At 74.1% G+C, this 18875-nt stretch carries 18 protein-coding genes; 11 read left to right on the top strand and 7 right to left on the bottom strand.

Annotation, left to right across the window (positions count from 1 at the left end; all coding sequences use genetic code 11):
- Nucleotides 1-74: 74 nt before the first annotated feature.
- Both ACFVYI_RS37135 and ACFVYI_RS37130 read left to right on the top strand, forming a co-directional pair.
- Nucleotides 75-830, top strand: a complete 756-nt coding sequence (locus ACFVYI_RS37135) for a response regulator transcription factor (protein ID WP_387893833.1) — start codon at nt 75-77, stop codon at nt 828-830.
- Nucleotides 827-1963, top strand: coding sequence for a sensor histidine kinase (locus tag ACFVYI_RS37130; RefSeq protein ID WP_387893832.1), 1137 nt, complete (start codon nt 827-829; stop codon nt 1961-1963). The genes ACFVYI_RS37135 and ACFVYI_RS37130 overlap by 4 nt, the downstream gene beginning before the upstream one ends.
- Here the strand turns inward: ACFVYI_RS37130 and ACFVYI_RS37125 are convergent, their stop codons facing one another.
- Entirely contained in the window at nt 1964-3019 is a 1056-nt protein-coding gene (locus ACFVYI_RS37125; RefSeq protein WP_387893830.1) for an NAD-dependent epimerase/dehydratase family protein, read from the bottom strand. It abuts the gene before it with no gap.
- Nucleotides 3020-3395: 376 nt separating this feature from the next.
- On the opposite strand from ACFVYI_RS37125, the gene ACFVYI_RS37120 reads away from it, so the two are divergent.
- Nucleotides 3396-4160, top strand: coding sequence for a DUF4230 domain-containing protein (locus ACFVYI_RS37120; protein WP_387893828.1), 765 nt, complete (start codon nt 3396-3398; stop codon nt 4158-4160).
- Between the two features lie 211 nt (nt 4161-4371).
- The gene (locus tag ACFVYI_RS37115; RefSeq protein ID WP_387893827.1) at nt 4372-5307 is read left to right on the top strand and encodes a hypothetical protein; all 936 of its coding nucleotides are present in this window, start codon (nt 4372-4374) and stop codon (nt 5305-5307) included.
- Nucleotides 5308-5414: 107 nt separating this feature from the next.
- Here the strand turns inward: ACFVYI_RS37115 and ACFVYI_RS37110 are convergent, their stop codons facing one another.
- The 5 genes from ACFVYI_RS37110 to ACFVYI_RS37090 form a co-directional block, all read right to left on the bottom strand.
- Nucleotides 5415-7976 carry an ABC transporter permease gene (locus ACFVYI_RS37110; RefSeq protein ID WP_387893825.1) on the bottom strand — a complete coding sequence of 854 codons (2562 nt, stop codon included), beginning with the start codon at nt 7974-7976 and terminating at the stop codon, nt 5415-5417.
- A gap of 51 nt (nt 7977-8027) precedes the next feature.
- The gene (locus tag ACFVYI_RS37105) at nt 8028-8771 is read right to left on the bottom strand and encodes an ABC transporter ATP-binding protein (protein ID WP_387893863.1); all 744 of its coding nucleotides are present in this window, start codon (nt 8769-8771) and stop codon (nt 8028-8030) included.
- Nucleotides 8772-8959: 188 nt separating this feature from the next.
- Complete coding sequence (locus ACFVYI_RS37100) at nt 8960-10258, bottom strand: sensor histidine kinase (protein WP_387893824.1); 1299 nt, start codon at nt 10256-10258, stop codon at nt 8960-8962.
- Nucleotides 10259-10263: 5 nt separating this feature from the next.
- Nucleotides 10264-10932, bottom strand: coding sequence for a two-component system response regulator CseB (gene cseB / locus ACFVYI_RS37095; protein ID WP_387893861.1), 669 nt, complete (start codon nt 10930-10932; stop codon nt 10264-10266).
- A 468-nt stretch (nt 10933-11400) separates the two neighbouring features.
- Nucleotides 11401-12039, bottom strand: coding sequence for a TetR/AcrR family transcriptional regulator (locus tag ACFVYI_RS37090; RefSeq protein WP_387893822.1), 639 nt, complete (start codon nt 12037-12039; stop codon nt 11401-11403).
- Nucleotides 12040-12214: 175 nt separating this feature from the next.
- Between ACFVYI_RS37090 and ACFVYI_RS37085 the strand changes: the two genes are divergently transcribed.
- From ACFVYI_RS37085 to ACFVYI_RS37065, 5 genes are all read left to right on the top strand, one after another.
- Complete coding sequence (locus ACFVYI_RS37085) at nt 12215-13534, top strand: YncE family protein (RefSeq protein WP_387893820.1); 1320 nt, start codon at nt 12215-12217, stop codon at nt 13532-13534.
- A 126-nt stretch (nt 13535-13660) separates the two neighbouring features.
- A complete protein-coding gene (locus tag ACFVYI_RS37080; protein WP_387893818.1) occupies nt 13661-14638 on the top strand; it encodes a hypothetical protein in 978 nt (325 codons plus the stop codon).
- Nucleotides 14639-14929: 291 nt separating this feature from the next.
- A complete protein-coding gene (locus tag ACFVYI_RS37075; protein ID WP_387893816.1) occupies nt 14930-15469 on the top strand; it encodes a hypothetical protein in 540 nt (179 codons plus the stop codon).
- Nucleotides 15466-15882 carry a tail fiber domain-containing protein gene (locus ACFVYI_RS37070; RefSeq protein ID WP_387893814.1) on the top strand — a complete coding sequence of 139 codons (417 nt, stop codon included), beginning with the start codon at nt 15466-15468 and terminating at the stop codon, nt 15880-15882. Before ACFVYI_RS37075 ends, ACFVYI_RS37070 begins: the two co-directional genes overlap by 4 nt.
- Before the next feature lie 22 nt (nt 15883-15904).
- Nucleotides 15905-16615, top strand: coding sequence for a 2OG-Fe(II) oxygenase (locus tag ACFVYI_RS37065; RefSeq protein WP_387893812.1), 711 nt, complete (start codon nt 15905-15907; stop codon nt 16613-16615).
- Nucleotides 16616-16643: 28 nt separating this feature from the next.
- On the opposite strand, the gene ACFVYI_RS37060 is transcribed toward ACFVYI_RS37065, so the two are convergent.
- Nucleotides 16644-17279, bottom strand: a complete 636-nt coding sequence (locus tag ACFVYI_RS37060) for an SRPBCC family protein (RefSeq protein ID WP_387893810.1) — start codon at nt 17277-17279, stop codon at nt 16644-16646.
- Nucleotides 17280-17472: 193 nt separating this feature from the next.
- Here ACFVYI_RS37060 and ACFVYI_RS37055 point away from each other — a divergent pair, with 193 nt between their 5' ends.
- Nucleotides 17473-18126, top strand: coding sequence for a TetR/AcrR family transcriptional regulator (locus tag ACFVYI_RS37055; RefSeq protein WP_387893808.1), 654 nt, complete (start codon nt 17473-17475; stop codon nt 18124-18126).
- A 141-nt stretch (nt 18127-18267) separates the two neighbouring features.
- Nucleotides 18268-18774: a DinB family protein gene (locus ACFVYI_RS37050; RefSeq protein ID WP_387893806.1), complete on the top strand. Its 507-nt coding sequence runs from the start codon at nt 18268-18270 to the stop codon at nt 18772-18774.
- The last annotated feature ends 101 nt before the right edge of the window (nt 18775-18875 follow it).

The following is an 18875-nucleotide window of genomic DNA, read 5'->3' as shown; positions in this document are numbered from 1 at the left end:
CGCGATCTTACGGAACCGGAACGTGCATCGCTGCGACCCACCCGACTCCGGCCGCAGCTCGTATCCTCGGCGAGGTGAACGAGAGCCCCGCTTCCGCCGGCCCACCGGACCCCGCCCGCATCCTGGTCATCGACGACGACCTGACCGTGGGCGAGGTCGTCGCCGGCTACCTCACCCGGGCCGGCCACCAGGTCGACCGGGCCTGCGACGGCGTCCAGGGCCTCGACCTGGCCCGCAACCACCGCCCCGACCTGCTGGTCCTGGACCTCATGCTCCCCGGGATCGACGGTCTGGAGATCCTGCGCAGGCTGCGCGCCACCGAGAACGGCGCCGACCTGCCGGTGGTGATGCTCACCGCCAAGGGCGACGAGGCCGACCGCATCCTCGGCCTGGAACTGGGCGCGGACGACTACGTCACCAAGCCGTTCAGCCCGCGGGAGCTCGTCCTGCGCGTGCAGTCCGTCCTGCGCCGCTCACGCGCCGCCGCGACCACCGCGCCGGCCCCCGTGCCCCTGGTGTCCGGGGACATCACGCTCGACCCGCCGGCCCGCCGGGCCCACCGCAGAGGGAACGAACTCCTCCTCACCCTCAGGGAGTTCGACCTGCTCGCCTTCCTCCTGCGGCACCCGCGGACGGTGTTCGCCCGGCAGGAGCTGATGCAGCGGGTCTGGGGCTGGGACTTCGGCGACCTGTCCACCGTCACCGTCCACGTCCGCCGACTGCGCGAGAAGATCGAGGACGACCCCGCCGCGCCGGCGCTGATCACCACGGTCTGGGGCGTCGGTTACCGCTACGACCCGGTGACGGAAGAGAAGGGCGGCCCGGCGTGAAGGACCTGCTGCTGATCGCCCTGTTCGCCGGGCTCGGCGCCACCGGAGCCGGTCTGCTCGGATGGGTGGCCGTGCGACTGCTGCGCCGCCGCTCGGTGGCGCTCTCGCTCTTCTGCGTCGCCGTCGTCACCGTCCTCGCGGTCACCTCCGGGACGTTCGCCGTGGCCCAGGCGATGTTCCTGTCCGGACACGACCTCGGTGTGGTGATCACGGTGCTCGGCATGGCGTCCGTGGTCTCGCTGCTCACGGCCGCGCTGCTCGGCCGCCAGGTCGTGGCCGGCAGCCGGGCCCTGACCGCGGCCGCCCGCACCGTCGGAAGCGACGCCGGCTTCGCCGCACCGGAGCACCCGCTCGGGCTCGAACTGGCCCAGCTCAGCGAGGAACTCGCCGCCACCAGCGCCCGGCTGGCCGAGTCACGGGCCCGGGCGCAGGCGCTGGACGCCTCGCGGCGCGAGCTGATCGCCTGGATCTCCCACGACCTGCGCACCCCGCTGGCCGGGCTGCGCGCCATGGCCGAGGCGCTGGAGGACGGGGTGGCCGAGCGGCCGGAGCACTACCTCAAGAGGATCCGTGCCGAGGTGGAGCGGCTCACCGGGATGGTCGACGACCTCTTCGAACTCTCCCGGATCCAGGCCGGCGCGCTGTCCCTCTCGCTGTCCCGGGTCTCCGTCTACGACCTGGTCGACGACGCCCTGGCCGGTGCGCACCCCCTGGCCCGGCAGCGCGGCGTCCGCCTGGAGGGCCGCCAGGTCGCCGCCGAGCCGGTCGAGGTGGACAGCCGCGAGATCACCCGGGTGCTCGGCAACCTGCTGGTCAACGCGATCCGCTCGACGCCCGAGGACGGCGTGGTCGCCGTCTCCGCCCGCCGCGAGGTGGACGAGGTGGTGCTCTCGGTCACCGACGGCTGCGGAGGCATCCCGGAGCAGGACCTCTCCCGGGTGTTCGAGACCGGCTGGCGCGGCAGCCCCGCCCGCACGCCGCGGCGGGACCCCGGCGAGGGCGGGGACAGCGGCGCCGGGCTCGGACTGGCCATCGTCCGCGGCATCGTCGAGGCGCACGCCGGGCGCGCCCGGGTGCACAACGTCACCGGGGGCTGCTGCTTCGAGATCGCCCTCCCGGCGGCGCGCGGGTAGTCAGACCCGCAGGGGCGCGGCGGCGAACTCGGCCATCCCCGCACCGAACGGCACCCGGGCCCGCCAGCCCAGCTCGGCCCGCAGCCGGGAGGAGTCGGCGGTGATGTGCCGGACGTCCCCGAGCCGGTACCGCCCCGTCACCACCGGCGCCGGCCCCCCGTAGGCGTCGGCCAGCGCCGAGGCCATCTCGCCGACCGTGCGCACCTCCCCGCTGCCGACGTTGTACGCCCGGGCACTGCCCGGCAGGCGGTCGCCGACGTCCTCCAGTGCGGCGAGGTTGGCCGCCGCGACGTCGTCGACGTGGACGAAGTCCCGGCGCTGGCCGCCGTCCTCGAACACCAGGGGGGCTTCGCCGCGGGCGAGCGCGGAACGGAACAGCGAGGCGACCCCGGCGTACGGGGTGTCGCGTGGCATGCCCGGGCCGTAGACGTTGTGGTAGCGCAGCGCCAGGACGGACCCGCCGCTCGCGCGGGCCCAGGCCGCGGCCAGGTGTTCCTGGGCGAGCTTGGTCGCGGCGTACACGTTGCGGGGGTCGCCCGGCGCCTCCTCCGTGACCATCCCGGGCCGCAACGCGGCGCCGCACAGCGGGCACGGCGGTTCGAACCGGCCGGCGTCGAGATCGCCCGGGCGCCGTGGACCGGGCGCCACGCCCCCGTGCTCCGGGCACGCGTAGCGGCCCTCGCCGTAGACCACCATCGACCCGGCCAGCACCAGGTTCCGCACCCCACCGCGTGCCATCGCGGACAGCAGGACCGCTGTTCCGAGGTCGTTGCAGCCGACGTAGTCGGGCGCGTCGTCGAGGTCGAGCCCGAGCCCGACCATCGCCGCCTGGTGGCAGACCGCGTCCACCCCGGCCAGGGCCCGCTCCACCGCCGCCGCGTCCCGGACGTCGCCGTGCCGGAACTCGACGCCGGCCGGCAGTTCGGGCGCGACCCCCGAAGGGTGGACCGCGGGCAGCAGGGCGTCGAGCACACGGACCTCGTGGCCCGCCGCGACCACGGCGCGCGCGACCGCCGAACCGATGAACCCGGCGCCGCCGGTGACCAGAATCCTCATGACCGGCGACGCTACCGGCCGAGGACGGCACCGGAGCCGACCACGGGCATCGCGTCATGCTTCGGTAAGGGCGGGGGCTGCGGGGGCACGCCACGGATCCTCCCCGGCCGACCGCGTCCCGGGGCGGTGCGGCTCCGCTCGTCTGCCCGCCCCGGGTTACTCCACAGCGGCCCCGATGCCTCCGGGGTGATTCCTCAACTCGGCCGAAGATCACCGTAGTTGAGCAGCCCGCGGCGATCCCCGCCCGTGTGACCCGGCCGCCTCGGGGTACCCGCCTGCCATCGGCGGCCGGGCCGCCGGTCCGGTCCCCGCGCCGGCCTCCGCCGGTGCGGGCCGACGCCCGGCCCACCCCACGAGAGAAAGCACGGTGCAGCAGATGACACTCCTCGGACGCGGCCGGAAGGCCGCTCCCGGCACCCCGGCCGCCCCCGGCACTCCGGGCCAGGACCCGGACGAGGCCCGGGAACCGGCCGTGCGGGAACCCGCCGCCGAGCGCCCCGCCCGTCGACGCACCCCCTGGTACATCGGCCTGCCGGTGACCCTGGCCGCGATCCTCGCGGTGTTCCTCGCCGGGGCGCACCTGGGCCTGTTCCCCTCGATCCCGAACCCCCTGGAACGCCGCACCGTGGACCGCAGCCAGCCCGTCCTGCTGCGCTCCATCCAGGACATGAAGCAGTTCACCGGCGCCCAGGGCAGCTTCCAGATCGTCGTCGACCTCGACCACGAGGCCGCCTTCCTGCCGTCCGCCCTGCTCGGCAACCGCACCCTGTACGTGGCGGCCGGCACCGTGGACGCGTCCGTCGACCTCGGCGCCCTCGACCAGGGCGCGGTGACCGTCTCGGACGACCGCAGCACCGCCACCGTGGTCGTTCCGCCCGCCCGACTCGCCCCCGCCGCACTGGACGTCCGGCGCTCCTACGTCTACCTCCAGCAGCGCGGCTTCTTCGACCGCATCGGCGACTTCTTCAGCGGCAACCCGGGCAACCAGAAGAAGGTCGAGGTCCTCGCCACCCAGAAGATCGAGCAGGCCGCCAAGGACACCGAACTCACCCGGCGCGCCGAGCAGAGCACCCGCTCGATGCTGGAGGGGCTGCTGCGCTCCGCCGGGTTCACCACCGTGACCGTCACCACGGCCTCCTGACCCGAACTTTCGGTTATCACGGCGACCGCCGGTGGTCTCCTCTCGTGTGCGGCCGTGTTCCCCTCGGCCCGCACGGCACCGGGCCGGGCGCTCGACGCGCCATCGACCGAAGGAGAGGAGGGGGACCGACCACGGCCGACCCGGGCGCCTCCACACCTGCTCGTCCACGCGCCGCCCCGCTCGGCGCGCCTCACACGGGAAAGACCAGTTGATGTCCGCTTCTCACCGTTCGTACTCCCGGGGTTGGGCGCTGGCGTCCTGCGTGCCCGTTCTGGTGTTCCTCGGCCTCGTCGCGTGCGGTTCGTCCTCGGACCCGGAGCCTGCGGGCATGCCGGGGACGGCCCACGGCGCGATGGCGGCGACGCCCGGCACGGCGGCCTCGACCACGCACGGAATGCCGGGGATGCCGGGGATGCCGGACGTACCCGCGACCGCCCGGGGCCTCGCCGCCGAACGGGACGGCTACCGCTTGGACCTCAAGGCCGCCGACCTGTCCGCCGGTCGGGCGGTGGGATACCCGTTCACCATCACCGGCCCGGACGGCCGGCCGGTCACCGACTTCGCCGAGCACCAGACGAAGAAGCTGCACTTCTACGCGATCCGCTCCGATCTCACCGGCTTCCGGCACCTGCACCCGGCGATGGCGGCCGACGGCACCTGGACGGCCGACCTGGACGCCCTCACCCCGGGCGACTGGCGGCTGTACACGTCGTTCGTACCGGACACCGGCCCCCGCAAGGGCAGCGAGCTCGTACTCAGCCGCACCGTGACCGTGCCCGGCGCGGCCGCCGCGCTCCCACTGCCCGCCCCGGCGGGCAGCACCACGGTCGACGGCTACACCGCCGCCCTCCGGAGCGAGCCGACGGCCGGCGCCCACCGACTCACCGTCACCGTGGGCAAGGACGGCGGGCCGGTCACCGACCTCCAGCCGTACCTGGACAGCTACGCCCACCTCACCGCCTTCCACGAGGGCGACCAGGCGCTGGCCCACCTCCACCCGACGGACAAGGTCGACGGCGATCACGGCGGCCCGACGCTGACCTTCCAGGCCCTGCTCCCCGAGGCCGGGAACTGGCGGATGTTCCTGCAGTTCCAGACCGCCGGCCGGCTGCACACCGCGGAGCTCACGCTGAACGTCGCCTCCTGAACCCGCCGTCGCACCGATCGCCGCCGGAGCGGCTCGGCCGCTCGCTCCGCAGGACCGGCCCCGCGGCGGCCGCTGAAGGCCGGGGGCGCTGGGCCGGAGACCGTGCGTCAGTCCCGCGCGACGGCCTCCAACGGGCTCAGGGCGGCGGCCCGGCGGGCCGGGACGGCAGCCGCGACCGCGCCGATCGCGAGCGAGACCAGGAGGACGAGCAGCAGCGTCCCCCAGGGCGGTACCAGGGCGTACTGTTCCATCGCCCCGTTGGCCAGCGAGCCGACCGCCCAGGCACCGAACAGGCCGCCCGCCATGCCCAGCAGGGTGCCGAACGCGGCGACGGTCACCGCCTCCTGACGGATCATCCACCGGATGCCCGCGCGGTCCATGCCGAGCGCGCGCAGCGCGCCGATCTCGCGGGTGCGTTCGGTGACGGACATGGCCAGGGTGTTCACGATGCCGAGGGCGCCGATCACGGCGCCGAGGGCGAGCATTCCGTACATCACGGTCAGCAGGTCGCCCATGGTGCCGGCGGCCTCGCGGACGAGTGCGGGCCGGTCCTGCACCTTCAGCAGCGGGCTGTTGCCGACGGCGCTGCGCAGCCGGGCCTCGGTGGTCCGGGAGATCGCGTCGGGGTGGGTGCGGACGAGGATCCGCTGGACGGAGCGGGGCAGGAAGGCGTACTGCTGCACCTCGCTGCGGGCGGCCAGGGCGTCGTGGGCGGTGGGGTTGTCCCGGTAGACGCCGACGACGGTGTACCCGGTGAGGTCCTGGTTCCGGCCGATGCGGGCGTCGACCCGGCTGCCGGTGCTCAGACCGCTCTCCCGGGCGGTGGTGCTGGAGAGGGCGATCCGGCCGGGCCCGAGGTCCCGGTCGGAGCCGCTGACGAAGTCGAGCCTCATGACGTCGTCGACCGTGCCGGGGTCGACACCGGAGACCTCCCGGACGCTGCCGCCGATGAACAGGACGGAGTCCGTGACGGCGCTCGCGGTCCGCACCCCGGGGGTGGCGGCCACGCGTGGTACGGCGGCCGGGTCGATCCCGGTCGTGGTGGTGCGGGAGCCGATCACGTAGTCGGCGCCGAGCCCGGCCGCGGCCTGGCGGTCGAGCGCCTGCCCGGTGGAGTTGCCGACGACGGCGAGCCCGGTGACCAGCGCGGTGCTGATCACCAGGGTGGCGGCGGTGGCCGCGGTGCGGCGCGGGTCGCGCAGCGCGTTCTCCCGGGCGAGACGGCCGGTGATCCCGAAGCGGCCGGTCAGCCGTCCGGCCAGCCGGATCACCGGGACGGCGAGCAACGGCGCCAGCACGATCAGCGCGACGACGAAGACGGCGCAGCCGAGCATCGCGCTCCGTAGGTTCTCCTCCGAGGCGTCCTTCGCTCCCGAGAGCGACACCAGCAGACCGGCTCCGAGGACGAGCAGGGCGAGGCCCACGGCGCCGCGGACCCGGGACCGGGCGGCGGAGGGCGGCCGTTCGGCCGCGCGCATCGCCTCGACCGGTGCGACCTTCGCCGCCCTGCGGGACGGCAGCCACGCGGCGAGCAGGGTGACGCCCACGCCCACGACGAGGGCCGCGGTGACGGGACGCGGGCCGATCACCAGGGGGCCGTGGGGCAGGGGCCTGCCGCCGGTGCCCAGGAGGTCGGGCAGGACCGAGGCGATGCCGAGGCCGAACAGGAAACCGGCCGCCGATGCGACGAGGCCGACCAGGAAGGCCTCCGCGAGGACGGCACGGGCCACCTGGCGGCGCGAGGCGCCGATCGCCCGCAGCAGCGCGATCTCACGGGTGCGTCGCGCCACGAGCATGCCGAAGGTGTTGACGACGAGGAACGAACCGATGAACAGCGAGACGCCGGCGAACACCGTCGGCAGCTTCTGGTAACCCCGGGTCAGGGTGTCGACGAGGACGGCCTGCCGCTCGGCCTGGGCGGCGCCGGCGGTGGCCTCGGCCCGGTCGGCCGGGAGCACGGCGGTGACGCGGCGGGAGAGCTCGAACTGGTCGGTGCCGGGTGCGGCGGTCAGGTCGATTCCGGTGTACCGGCCCGGGGCCGCGAACAGTTGCTGGGCGGTCGCCGTGTCGAACAGGGCGAGGGTGCCGCCCGCGGTCACCCGGGTGTCCGTGGTGGTGGCGACGCCGACGAGCCGCTTGGTCACGGCCGGGCCGTCGGTGGCCAGCGTGACCCGGTCGCCGATGCCGAAGCCGCCGGCGGCGGCGGTGCCGGCGTCCACGGCGAGTTCGTCGCCGTTCGCCGGGGCGCGGCCCTCGACCAGGGGGTAGCGGGCGTCCGTGCCGTCCTTGCCCGGTACGTAGGCGGCCGCCGGGTTGGCCCCGGCCCTGACCCGCAGGGCCGTGCCGTCCGCCGCGTTCAGCGCGGCCGTTCCGTCGACCGACGGCCGTACGGCGGCGACGCCGGGCACGCCGGCGAGCTTTCGCGTGAGCGCGTCGTCGAGCACGCTGCTCTGCTGGTCCGCGGCGGTCCCCGGCGGGGGCTCCTTCGCGGTGACGGTGACCGCGATGCCGGCGAAGTCCTTCGACGCGGCGGCGCGGTGGGCCGCGGCGGTCGAGTCCGCGAAGACGAGGGTGCCGCAGACGAACGCGACGCCCAGGGAGACCGCGAGGACGGTCATGGCCAGGCGGGCCTTGTGCGCCAGGACGTTGCGCAGGGCTGTTCTCAGCATGGGGGCTTCCGGGAGTGCGGGAGGGGATGGGAGGTGGGGGGCCGGTGCCGGTCAGCTGGTGCGTGAGCGGGCGTCGAAGGCCTTCATGACGTCGAGGACCCGGTCCGGGGACGGCCGGGTCATCTCGTCGACCAGGCGGCCGTCGGAGAGGAAGACCACGCGGTCGGCGTACCCGGCGGCGACGGGGTCGTGGGTGACCATGACCACGGTCCGGCCCAGTTCGCGCACCGAGTCGCGCAGGAATCCGAGGACCTCGGCCCCGGCGCGGGAGTCGAGGTTGCCGGTGGGCTCGTCGGCGAAGACGATCGCGGGCCGCGAGGCCAGGGCGCGGGCGACCGCGACGCGCTGCTGCTGCCCGCCGGACAACTGCGCGGGCCGGTGGTCGAGGCGCTGGGAGAGGCCGACCATGGACACCACGCGGTCCAGCCACTGCCGGTCGGGCCGGCGTCCGGCGATGGACAGCGGCAGGGTGATGTTCTCCAGCGCGGTCAGCGTCGGCAGCAGGTTGAACGCCTGGAAGACGAAGCCGATCCGGTCGCGGCGCAGCCGGGTCAGCTGCCGGTCGTCGAGCCCGCTCACTTCGGTGGTGCCGATGCGCACGGAGCCGGAGCTGGGCGAGTCCAGCCCGGCGACGCAGTGCAGCAGGGTGGACTTGCCGCAGCCGGAGGGGCCCATGATCGCGGTGAACTCGCCCTCCCGGAACTCGATGTCGACCCGGTCCAGGGCCACCACCCGGGTGTCGCCGCCGCCGTAGACCTTCGTCAGGTCGGTGGCGGCGGCAGCGACACCCGGCATCGTCTGCAACGCGTGCGGGGCGAGGGGGTTGGCGCTCACGGGGGACTCCTCATCGGGTGCGGAAGGCTGCACTCCGAAGGGTGTCGGGGGAACGTATCGGGGCCTGAGCCACCGTGTATCGGTGGCCGCTCCGCTGCGTAGCAGTTCGGTAGGGGCGCCCGGGGGAGTGTCCGGGGGAGCCCCGGAGGTCAGTCCGGCAGGCGCAGCGTGGCGACGGCGCCGCCGTCCGGGGCGTTGCCCAGGTGCAGTTCGGCGCCGAGGACCCGGGCCTGTCCCAGGGCGATGGTCAGGCCGAGCCCGTGGCCCGGGCCGCGCTCCGCGGCACCCGTGTGGAAACGGCGCGGACCGTGGAGCAGCAGGTCCGCCGGGAAGCCGGGGCCGTGGTCGCGCACGACGACCGTACGGCCCTCGACGGTGACCCGCACCGGGGGGCCTCCGTGCCGGTGGGCGTTGACGACGAGGTTACCGACGATCCGCTCCAGGCGGCGCGGGTCGGTCTCCACGGTCTGCGCGCTCCGTGCTTCCGCGCCCTGACCCTCCGCGCCCTGACCCTCCGCGTCCCGGGCCCCGACGACGGTGACCTCGGTGTCCGAGCCGGTGCGCGCCACGGCCTCGGCGACCACGGCGCCGAGCGGCACCCGGGCGCGGACCGGCTGTTCGGCACCGGCGTCGAGGCGGGAGATCTCCAGGAGGTCCTCGACCAGGGCGCGCAGATCACGGACCCGGGCCCGGAGCAGATCCTCCGTCTCACCGGGGGGCAGCAGGCCGGTGGCGGCCAGCAGGCCGCCGACGGGGGTGCGCAGCTCGTGGGCCACGTCCGCGGTGAACTGGCGCTCGGTGCGCAGCCGTCGGCCGAGACTGTCGGCCATGAGGTCGACGGTCGCGGCGATGTCGGCGACCTCGTCGCGGCCCTTGGTGGGTCCGGTCCGTGCGTCGAGGTCACCGGCGCAGATCCGGCCCGCGGTCTCGGAGACCCGTCGCAGTCTGCGGGCGAGCAGCCCGGCCCCGTAGACCGCCACCGGGGCGGATGCCGCGAGCGCGACCAGCGAGGCGACGGTCATCGTCGCGTCGAGCCGGTGCAGTCCGTAGAGCTCCGGGCTCATGTTGACCCGGACGGCCAGCACCGGGCTGCCCGGACCGCCGGTTCGCTGGGCGGCCCAGACGCTCGGCCCCAGGTTGCCCTCGACGTGCCCGTCGTAGGCCGTGTGCCGGTCGCCGTTGGCCGGGTGGCGCAGCGCCGCGGGCAGCTCGATCGGATCCAGCTCGGCACCGTCGGCCAGCGTTCCGGTGCGCCGGTAGACGTCCATGGCCGAGTACACGGCGTTGAAGGCCTGTGCTCCGGCCCGGTCGCGGATGTCGCGCGCGGTCAGCACGTGCACCAGTACGCCCACCGCCGCCGCGACCAGGCAGGCGGTGACCGCGGCCAGTGCGGCGATCTTCCGGCGCAGGGACGTGCGGGCCGGCCGCAGCCGGGGGAACGGACGCACCGGCCTCAGCGCCTGAGCTTGTAACCGAAGCCGCGGACCGTCTCGATCCGCTCCCGGCCCAGCTTCCTGCGCAGCCGCTGCACGCACAGGTCCACGACCCGGCTGTCGCCGTCCCAGCCGTAGTCCCAGACGTTGCGCAGCAGGGTGTGCCGCTCCAGGACGACGCCCGGGTGGGCGGCGAATTCGAGGAGCAGCTTGAGTTCGGTGGGAGTCAGCGCCACCGGGCTCGCGGAGACGAAGACCTCCATGCCGGCGGTGTCGATGGTCAGGTCCCCGAAGGTCAGGACCTCCCCCTCGGACGGCTGCCCCTCGCCCGCGGCGCGCTCCCGTCCCGGCGAGGCGGACGCGTAGGTCGCCCGCCGCAGCAGCGAGCGGATGCGCGCCACGAGCACGTAGGTGTCCACGGGCTTGACGACGTAGTCGTCCGCCCCGGCCTCCAGGCCGGCCACGACGTCGAGCCCGTCGCCGCGCGCGGACATCATCAGGACGGGCACCAGGCTGGACTCCCGGACCCTGCGGCACAGGCCGATGCCGTCCAGACCGGGCAGCATCACGTCCAGGATCAGCAGGTCGAAGTCCGCGTCCCGGAAGAGTTCGAGCCCGGTGAGCCCGTCGGCCGCGGCCGTCATCGCGTAGCCGTACCGCTCCAGCGCGACGGTGAAGGAGCGGCGCATCAGGTCGTCGTCCTCCACCAGCAGCACGCGAACAGGGCGCGGGGAGGCCCCGGTCGGGGCGGACGAGGACACGGGCGGACACCTCCTGGGCGGACGGTTCGGGTGGGGCACCGGTCCCGGCCGCACCCGCGGCCGGTGACCAGAAGGGAACGATACGGCAGACATCGGACACGTCCGCCGCGTCGCACCCGGGGACACGCGCAGCCCCGCCGAGGGCCCTTCCGTCGGTGAACCCCCAGGCCGGAGGGGTCGGGGCCGGCTCGCCGGCCCGTTGGCGCCCGGCGTCCCGGCCGCCTGCGAGCCCCTTTCGGCGCGGGCCGGCCCGCGGATTCGATGCACGATCAAGCGCTCACTGATACCCACCGGATGCAGAAGCCGCCCGGCGGCCGCACGCGACTCCCGGATCACGGCCCCGGCCGGAGACCGGACACGCCACTTTGCGGCGCGTCGGCCCCCTACGGATCGGTGTCAGTCCCGGTCCGGTGGGCGGACGGCCCCGCGGAGGAGGGCCGCCAGCTCGTCGACGACCTGGTCGAGCGAGGCCTGGAACTGGCCGGCCGTCCAGTCGTGCAGCAGGCCGTTGACCGCGCCGATGAAGGCGGTGGCGGCGATCCGGTAGTCGCGCGGCGCGACCTCGCCGCGGGCGGCGGCGGCCTCGGCCTCGGTGACGATCAGCTCCACCCAACGGGACCGGCGGACCAGCCGCTGGCGCTCCAGCTCCTCGCTCACGCCGATGATTTCGACGAAGGCGATGCGCAGCCGGCGCGGGTCGGCGGTGGCGGCGGTGACGTAGGCGCGCAGCACGGTGGCCATCCGCTGGTCGAAGGCGAGGCCGGCGGCGCCGGTCAGCGCCTGTACGACGGCCTGCTCCGTCCAGTCGTTGACCAGCAGGTGCAGCTGGGCGAGGACCTCCTCCAGGTTGCGGAACTCCTCGTAGAACTGGCGGGTGGAGAGCCCGGCCGCCTCGCACAGGGCCGCCACCGAGGCGGACCGGTAGCCGGGCCGGTCGCCGAACTGGTCCAGCGCCGCGCGGAGGAAGCGTTCGCGCCGCTCGGCCCGCCGTTCCTGTGCGGACCTGCCGCCGTAGGTGCCCGTGGGTCCGGCCACCGCTGTCACCCCCTCCGCTGCCGCAACCGACGTCCGGTCCATTGTCGCGGACCGATGGTTGCCGACCGATTGTTGCCGACCGACGTCTTGTCAGGGCGGCGGGGATGTCCTTACCGTCGAGTAACGCAATCTGACAATCACCCTTTTCAGAATCTGCGCTCGCGAAGGAGCGGCGATGTCCCGTCCCGGTTCCCCGTGCCCCCACCACCCTCGCCGTGCCCGCGGCACGACGGCACTCGGTGCGCTCGCCGCCGCGCTCGGCCTGGCCGCCGGCGCGGCCGCCCCGGTCCCCGCAGCCGCGCCGGCCGCTCCGGTCTCCGCGACCGTGGCCGATGCGTCCGAACGACCCCTGCGGGAGGTGATGTTCGTGGGGAACAACTGGGACGGCACCGCGGACGTCATCCGTTCCACCGGCGACCTCGCCCGGATCGGGCGGATCGACGTCATCCCCGACAAGGAGGAGCGGCTCACCGAGATCTACCTCAACCCCGTCAAGCTCGGCTACTTCCTGGGCATCCGGCTCGGCCCGGGCGAGGGGCACGACCAGTTCGTCGACGACATGTACACCACCCCGGACGGCTCCGCGGTGGTCGTCTCCCGCCCGAGCTTCGCCGACGTGGTCTCCCTGGACCTCGCCACCGGCCGGATCAACTGGCGCTTCCCGGTGTCGGGTTACCGCTCCGACCACATGGCGCTCTCGCCGGACGGCACCCGGGTGGCGGTCTCCGCCTCGACCTCCAACACGGTCCACGTGCTGGACGTGCGCACCGGCCGGCAGCTCGGCCACTTCGGGACCGGCGACAAGCCCCACGAGAACATCTTCACCGACGGCGGCGGCCGGATCTGGAACATGTCGATCGGCGAGGTCAACACCGCCCTGGACGCGCCGTGGCTGGACTGGACGAAGGGCGACCGCCGGATCACCGTGGTCGACGCGGACACCTTCGCGCCGGTGAAGGTCATCGACATGCGGGAGCGGCTGGACGCCTTCGGCCGGTCCGACCTGTCCGACGCGGTCCGCCCGGCCGCCTTCAGCCCCGACGAGTCGACGCTCTACTTCCAGGTCTCCTTCTTCAACGGCCTGGTCGAGTACGACGTCGCCGGCGACCGGGTGACCCGCGTCAAGACCCTGCCGAAGAACCCGGCGACCAGCGAGGACCGCACCACCTGGGTCAACGACTCGCGCCATCACGGCCTGGCGATGAGCCCGGCCGGCGACCGGCTCTGCGTCGCGGGCACCATGGACGACTACGCCACGGTCCTGGACCGGTCCACACTCCAGGAGGGCCCCCTGGTGCCCGCCTCGAAGCCGTACTGGGCGACGGTGAGCGGCGACGGCAAAGCCTGCGTGATCTCCGAGAGCGGCGCCGACCAGGTCACCGCGATCGACTTCGCGACCGGCCGCAAGACCGGGTCCGTGCCGGTCGGCGACCACCCCCAGCGCGTGCGGCTCGGTCACGTACCGGTCGACTGGACCGGCCCCGCCGGCGGCTGACGGCCCTACCGTCCGCCGCACGCCGCGTCGAGCACGCACGGCGGACGGTGCCGCCCCTGCGAGGCCCGCCGTTGCCTGATCCCGGGCGGCGGGAACCCCGCAGGGCGGCGCGTCGTCCTGAGGGTCATGATCGACATACCTGACACCCGCACCGAGCGGCTCATCGACGCGTGGGGGGCCGTCTCGGCGTCCTCGGAGCGCGCCGAGGCGGACCCGCTCGTCCTCGACTGCGCCCGCCGTCTGCTCGCCGATCCCGCCGGCGCGACGGCCGCTCTGTGGCTGTTCGGCCTGGTGGAGATGGCCGGCTACCTGGCCTGGCGACCGGGCGAGGAGGCCGAGCGCGGTGCGCTGGACGCCCTGCTCGCCGTCGACCGGGTGGCGGGGGACGCCTCCTGCGTCCACGACTCGCACCCCTACGAGGACGCGATGGCGCGGTTGGAGGAGGACGAGGTCTGGCTGGCCGGGCCCGAGCTGAAGGGCCTGACCGCCGGCGGCCGGGAGGACGACCCGTGGCTGTGCCCGGTCAACCTCGTCGGCTTCGCGCGGATCACCGCCGACGTCATCGCCCCGTTCACGGTGGCCGGCGTACCCGAGCTGATCCCCGGGGCCCATGAGCGCGGTCTGAGCGACCTGTCGTCCGTCCTCGACGACTACCCGTACGGCGACCCCGGCGACGAACTGTCCTTCCAGGCCGGCAACCTGCCGACCCGTCCGACCAAGGGCTTCCTCGCCGGCTACGTCGTCGCCCAGCACGCGAGCCAGTGGTACGCGCTGTCGGAGCGGATCACCGAGCGGCCGGTCCTCGACGACATGATCGCGGGCCTCATCCGGGCGCGGTCCCACCTGGGCGAGGACCCCTGTGCGCACACCGCCGCCGAACACCCCGAGCTCGACGGCGACCCGAGCGGCAACGCCACGACCGGCTACCACCTGCGAAGCCCCGGCGGACGGGCCGAGTTGAGGTCGTGGGACGAGGACGAGCCGCTGGAACGGTGGCTCTGTCCGGCCTTCCTGCGCGGTCTCGCCGACGAGGCGCTGCTCAACCTGGGCCACGAGCGGGACGCGCTCGCCCGCGCACAGGAGGACGGCGTGCCCGGGGAGTGAGGCGGGCGACGGGGCCGGGGTGGAGCGGGCCGGGTCCGGCGGCCCGCGCCCGCTGAATGGTTGGTACGCGTCGATCGCGTTCGTCACCGCCTTGCCGGGCGTTCATCAGATCGCGCGAACTCATGGTTGTCGGCTGGTTGAGCCGTACGGGCGTGGTTACGCTCGGTGGTGCCGTCCTGACGGGGCGGCGCCCGGTGCGTGCCGCACGCGCCGGGGCCGTCCCGGCCGCCCTGCGCCGGCACGGACCGCGCTCGGGTGGTTCCCGCCCGGGCGGTTCCCAGGGGAGTGGACATGAGTTCGGTAGGCCGTAAGACCGTCGCGGTGATGGCCGCCGCACTGGCGTCGCTGGGCGTGGGCGGCGGTGCCACCGCGTCCGCGACCACCCCGGCGGCCCCGTCGTGCAGCGGGGCGGAGTGCCCCGACCTGAGGCCGACCAGACTGACGGCCAGTCAGGCCAGTCTGAACGTCACCCAGATGCAGCTGGAGAACATCCACGCGATGGCGGCCGACGCGGTGACCGGGCAACCGATCCGCGGCGCCCGGATCGTGTTCGCCACCATCGGCGGGCGGACGCTGGGGGCGGCCTACACCGACTACGACGGCATCGCCGCGATCACCGCCCCGGAGAACCTGGGCCCCGGCACCCTCCAGGAGCTGCTCGGCGGCTACGAGGCCGCGATGATGGGCGACGGCGTCCACGCCCCGGCCGGCGCCCACGGAGCGATCACCATCGGCATCGACCAGGGCCCCGGCGTCCCGAACGGCCCGTGCTCCGTCTGCAGTGACCGCGGGCTCAAGCAGGACGTGGTCCCGGTCGACTGGAGCCGGTGACGGTGCGGGCGTTGCGCCGTCCGGCCGGGGTGGCCGACCTCCGTGCCACGGACCGCCGTCCGGCCGGGGCGGATGAGTCCGGGGCGGCACCGGAGTCCGGGGCGGCGGCGGGGACCGGCGGTGTGGCCCCGGCCGGCGCGGTCAACGGCCACGACGTCCTGGCGACCGTGGCCGCCCTGCCCGTCAGCACCTGGCGCTACCTCTGGGAGCCCGAGGAGGTGCGCCACCTCGGCCCGATGGCCCAGGACTGGCACGCCGCCTTCGGGTTCAACCGGGACGACACCACCATCTCCGTCGTCGACGGCCTGGGCGTCGCCCTGGTGTGCATCCAGGCCCTGAACCGCCGGGTCGACGAACTGACCACCGAAGTGGGCCGCCTGCGGGAGGCCGCGAACGCCCCCGAGGCCGTATGACGCGATCCGGAAGGCAGGACGCATGACCACGCAGGACACCGCGGCAGCACGGGAGACCGACGCGGATCGACCTTCCCCGGTTTCCACGGAGGCGATCTGGCGGCTTCCGGTGACGGTCTGTCGCATCACCGGGTTCCTGGGCGGGCGGACGGCCGGCGCCCTGTTGGAGCGCGCCATCGCCGCCACCGGCGACCGGTTGCAGCCCTCCACGATCGGCGACCGCGAGCTGGCCCCCGACATCCGCCGGTCCCGCTCGTACCAGGACTTCGCCGCGCCCGAGTTGACCGCGGCCATCGAGGAGGTACGGGAGGCGGTCGAGCACGCGCTGGGGGTCTCCTGCGAGCACACCCGGCCCAGCTACGGCCTCAACGTGCACAACGACGGCGACTTCTACCGGCCGCACCAGGACAGCAGCGCCGAGTTCTCCCCCCGACGGCTGCTCACGTTCGTCTACTACCTGCACCGCACGCCCCGGCCCTTCGACGGGGGCGAGCTGCGGGTGTTCGACGCCGCACTGCCGCTGCACACGGCGACCACCGGGGACTGGGAACGGCGCACCTGGCGCGACTGGGAGCCCGAGCACGACAGCGTCGTCTTCTTCCGACCCACCGCCTGGCACGAGGTGCGCCCGGTCGCTTGCCCGAGCGGGCGGCACGAGGACAGCCGCTTCGCCGTCAACGGCTGGCTGTGCAGCCCGGACCCGGCCCAGGGCCGGGGCGACGTGCGCCCGTAGGCCGCGTCGCCCCGACGCGGGTCGCGGCTCAGTGGTGCGGGCCGTGGGCGCCGGCCTCGGCGGTGGACTTCAGGTCGCGCAGCCACGATTCGAGGCCCTGGCGGAGGATCTCGGTCGCGAAGGGCACGTTCGCCTCGACCTGGGCACCGGTGTGGGTCTCCTCGGTGCTCACGCGCACGCCGCCCCTGACCGGGGTGAAGTTCCAGACGTGGACGCCGTCGATGCGCAGTCCTTCGCCGATCGCGGGGCCGGTCCAGCGGATGCAGGAGCCGTGCTCGATCTGCCGGACGGTCGAGGTGATCTCCAGGCTGGTGGCGGGGGTCGCCGGGTTCGGGGGGATCGGGGTCGTCCACCGGAAGGCGGAACCCTTGCGGAAGGGGCCGTGGTCGAGGCGCTTCGCGGAGTCGACCGGGGTCTGCCAGGACGGCCAGCGCTCCACGTCGGTCTGAAGCCGCCAGACGGTGTGCAGCGGGGCGTTGATCACGATCTCGGTCCGGTGGCGGACGGCGGCGTCGGGGTCGACGCCCAGCCCGCGGCAGGTGAGGGGCCTGCCGGGCCGGGAGTCGGCGGCCCCGGCGGGCGCGGCGGCGGCGCCGAGGAGGCCGAGGACGAGCGGGACGGTGCACAGGGCGGCGCGGAGGCCGGTGCGGCGGATGCCGGACATGGGAGTTCTCCTCTGTCGGTCGTGGTCGTGGTCGTGGTCGTGCGCGTCGTGGTCGGGCGAGTGCTGGGGGATAGATGCACTCGCTTTCGTTAGAAGTTATAACGCTATGCGGATCGGTCGGTCAATGGGCTGCGTGATAGCTTCTAACCAACCCTTGAAGATGTAGCCGGACGGACGGGAACGGTGGCAGGCCATGGCGACGACGGGCGCGAACACCCCGCGTGAGCGCTACCGGACCCAGGTGCGGGCGGAGATCACCCGGCGCGCCTGGGAGCAGATCGCCACGGCCGGGGCGTCCGCACTCTCGCTCAACGCGATCGCCAAGCAGATGGGCATGAGCGGACCGGCGCTCTACCGCTACTTCGCCAGCCGCGACGACCTGATCACCGAACTCGTCCGGGAGGCGTACCGGAGCCTCGCCGAGACCCTCCGCGCGGCCGCCGCCACCGGCGCCGACCTGGCCGGACTGGCACGCGCCCTGCGCGACTGGGCCCTGGCGGACCCTCAGCGGTACCTCCTCGTCTACGGCACCCCCGTCCCCGGGTACCACGCGCCCGCGGACATCACCGCCATCTCCTCCGAGATCATGACGACCCTGCTCGACGCGTGTGCGGCGCTCGCCCCGGCCGGCGCCGCGACACCCCTCGGTGCCTATCTGGCGGACCACCGCGACTGGGCCGCCGGCCACCCCGCCCCGCCCGAGGCCCTGCACCGGTTCCTGAGCGTCTGGACCCGCCTGCACGGCGTCCTGTCGTTGGAACTCGCCGGCCACTTCGCCGGGATGGACCTCGACCCCGCCCTGCTCTTCGCGGCCGAACTGGACGACCTGCTGGCACCCCGGGCCTGAGCTCGCACCCGGCGGCCCCGGACTCGCCCGCGGTGGCGGGCACGGGCCTGTCGGTCCGGGCGGCGCGGACCCCGGTGGGCCACAATGCTGGCAGTCCGTCACCCGACACCGAGGGGCGGCGCGCCCGGACGGGGAGTCCCCATGAAGAGTGCCGATCTGCTCGCCGACGCCTTCGGCCGGATCCACGAGGCCGTCCACGACGTGGTGGACGGCCTCACCGCCGAGGAGTTGGCCGAACGCGTCGATCCGGAGGCGAACTCGATCGTCTGGCTGATCTGGCACCTGACCCGCATCCAGGACGACCACATCGCCGATGCCGCCGGCACCGAACAGATCTGGACCGCCGACGGCTGGTTCGACCGCTTCGCGCTCGGCTTCCCCGCCGGCTCCACCGGCTACGGTCACCGCGCCCGCGACGTCGCCGCCGTCCGCGTCGACCCGGAGCTGCTCACCGGCTACCACGACGCGGTGCACGAGCGCACGCTGTCCTTCGTCCGCACCCTGACCGGCCCCGCGTTGGACCGGGTCGTGGACGAGGCCTGGAGCCCGCCGGTGACCCTGGGCGTGCGCCTGGTCAGCGTCATCTCCGACGATCTCCAGCACATCGGCCAGGCGGCCTTCGTCCGGGGCGTGCTCCGGCGGCACTAGGGGGAGTGCTGCGAAAGTCGATCAAGGTCGTGGGGGGTTTCACCGCCCCACCGGCGGAGGTAAATACACCAACAATTATGGATACTTAAAAACAACCAGAG

Source organism: Kitasatospora sp. NPDC058218, from assembly GCF_042882445.1.
Lineage (GTDB): Bacteria > Actinomycetota > Actinomycetes > Streptomycetales > Streptomycetaceae > Kitasatospora.
Note: the sequence above shows the minus strand (reverse complement) of the source record. Positions and strands in the feature narration are given on the sequence as shown.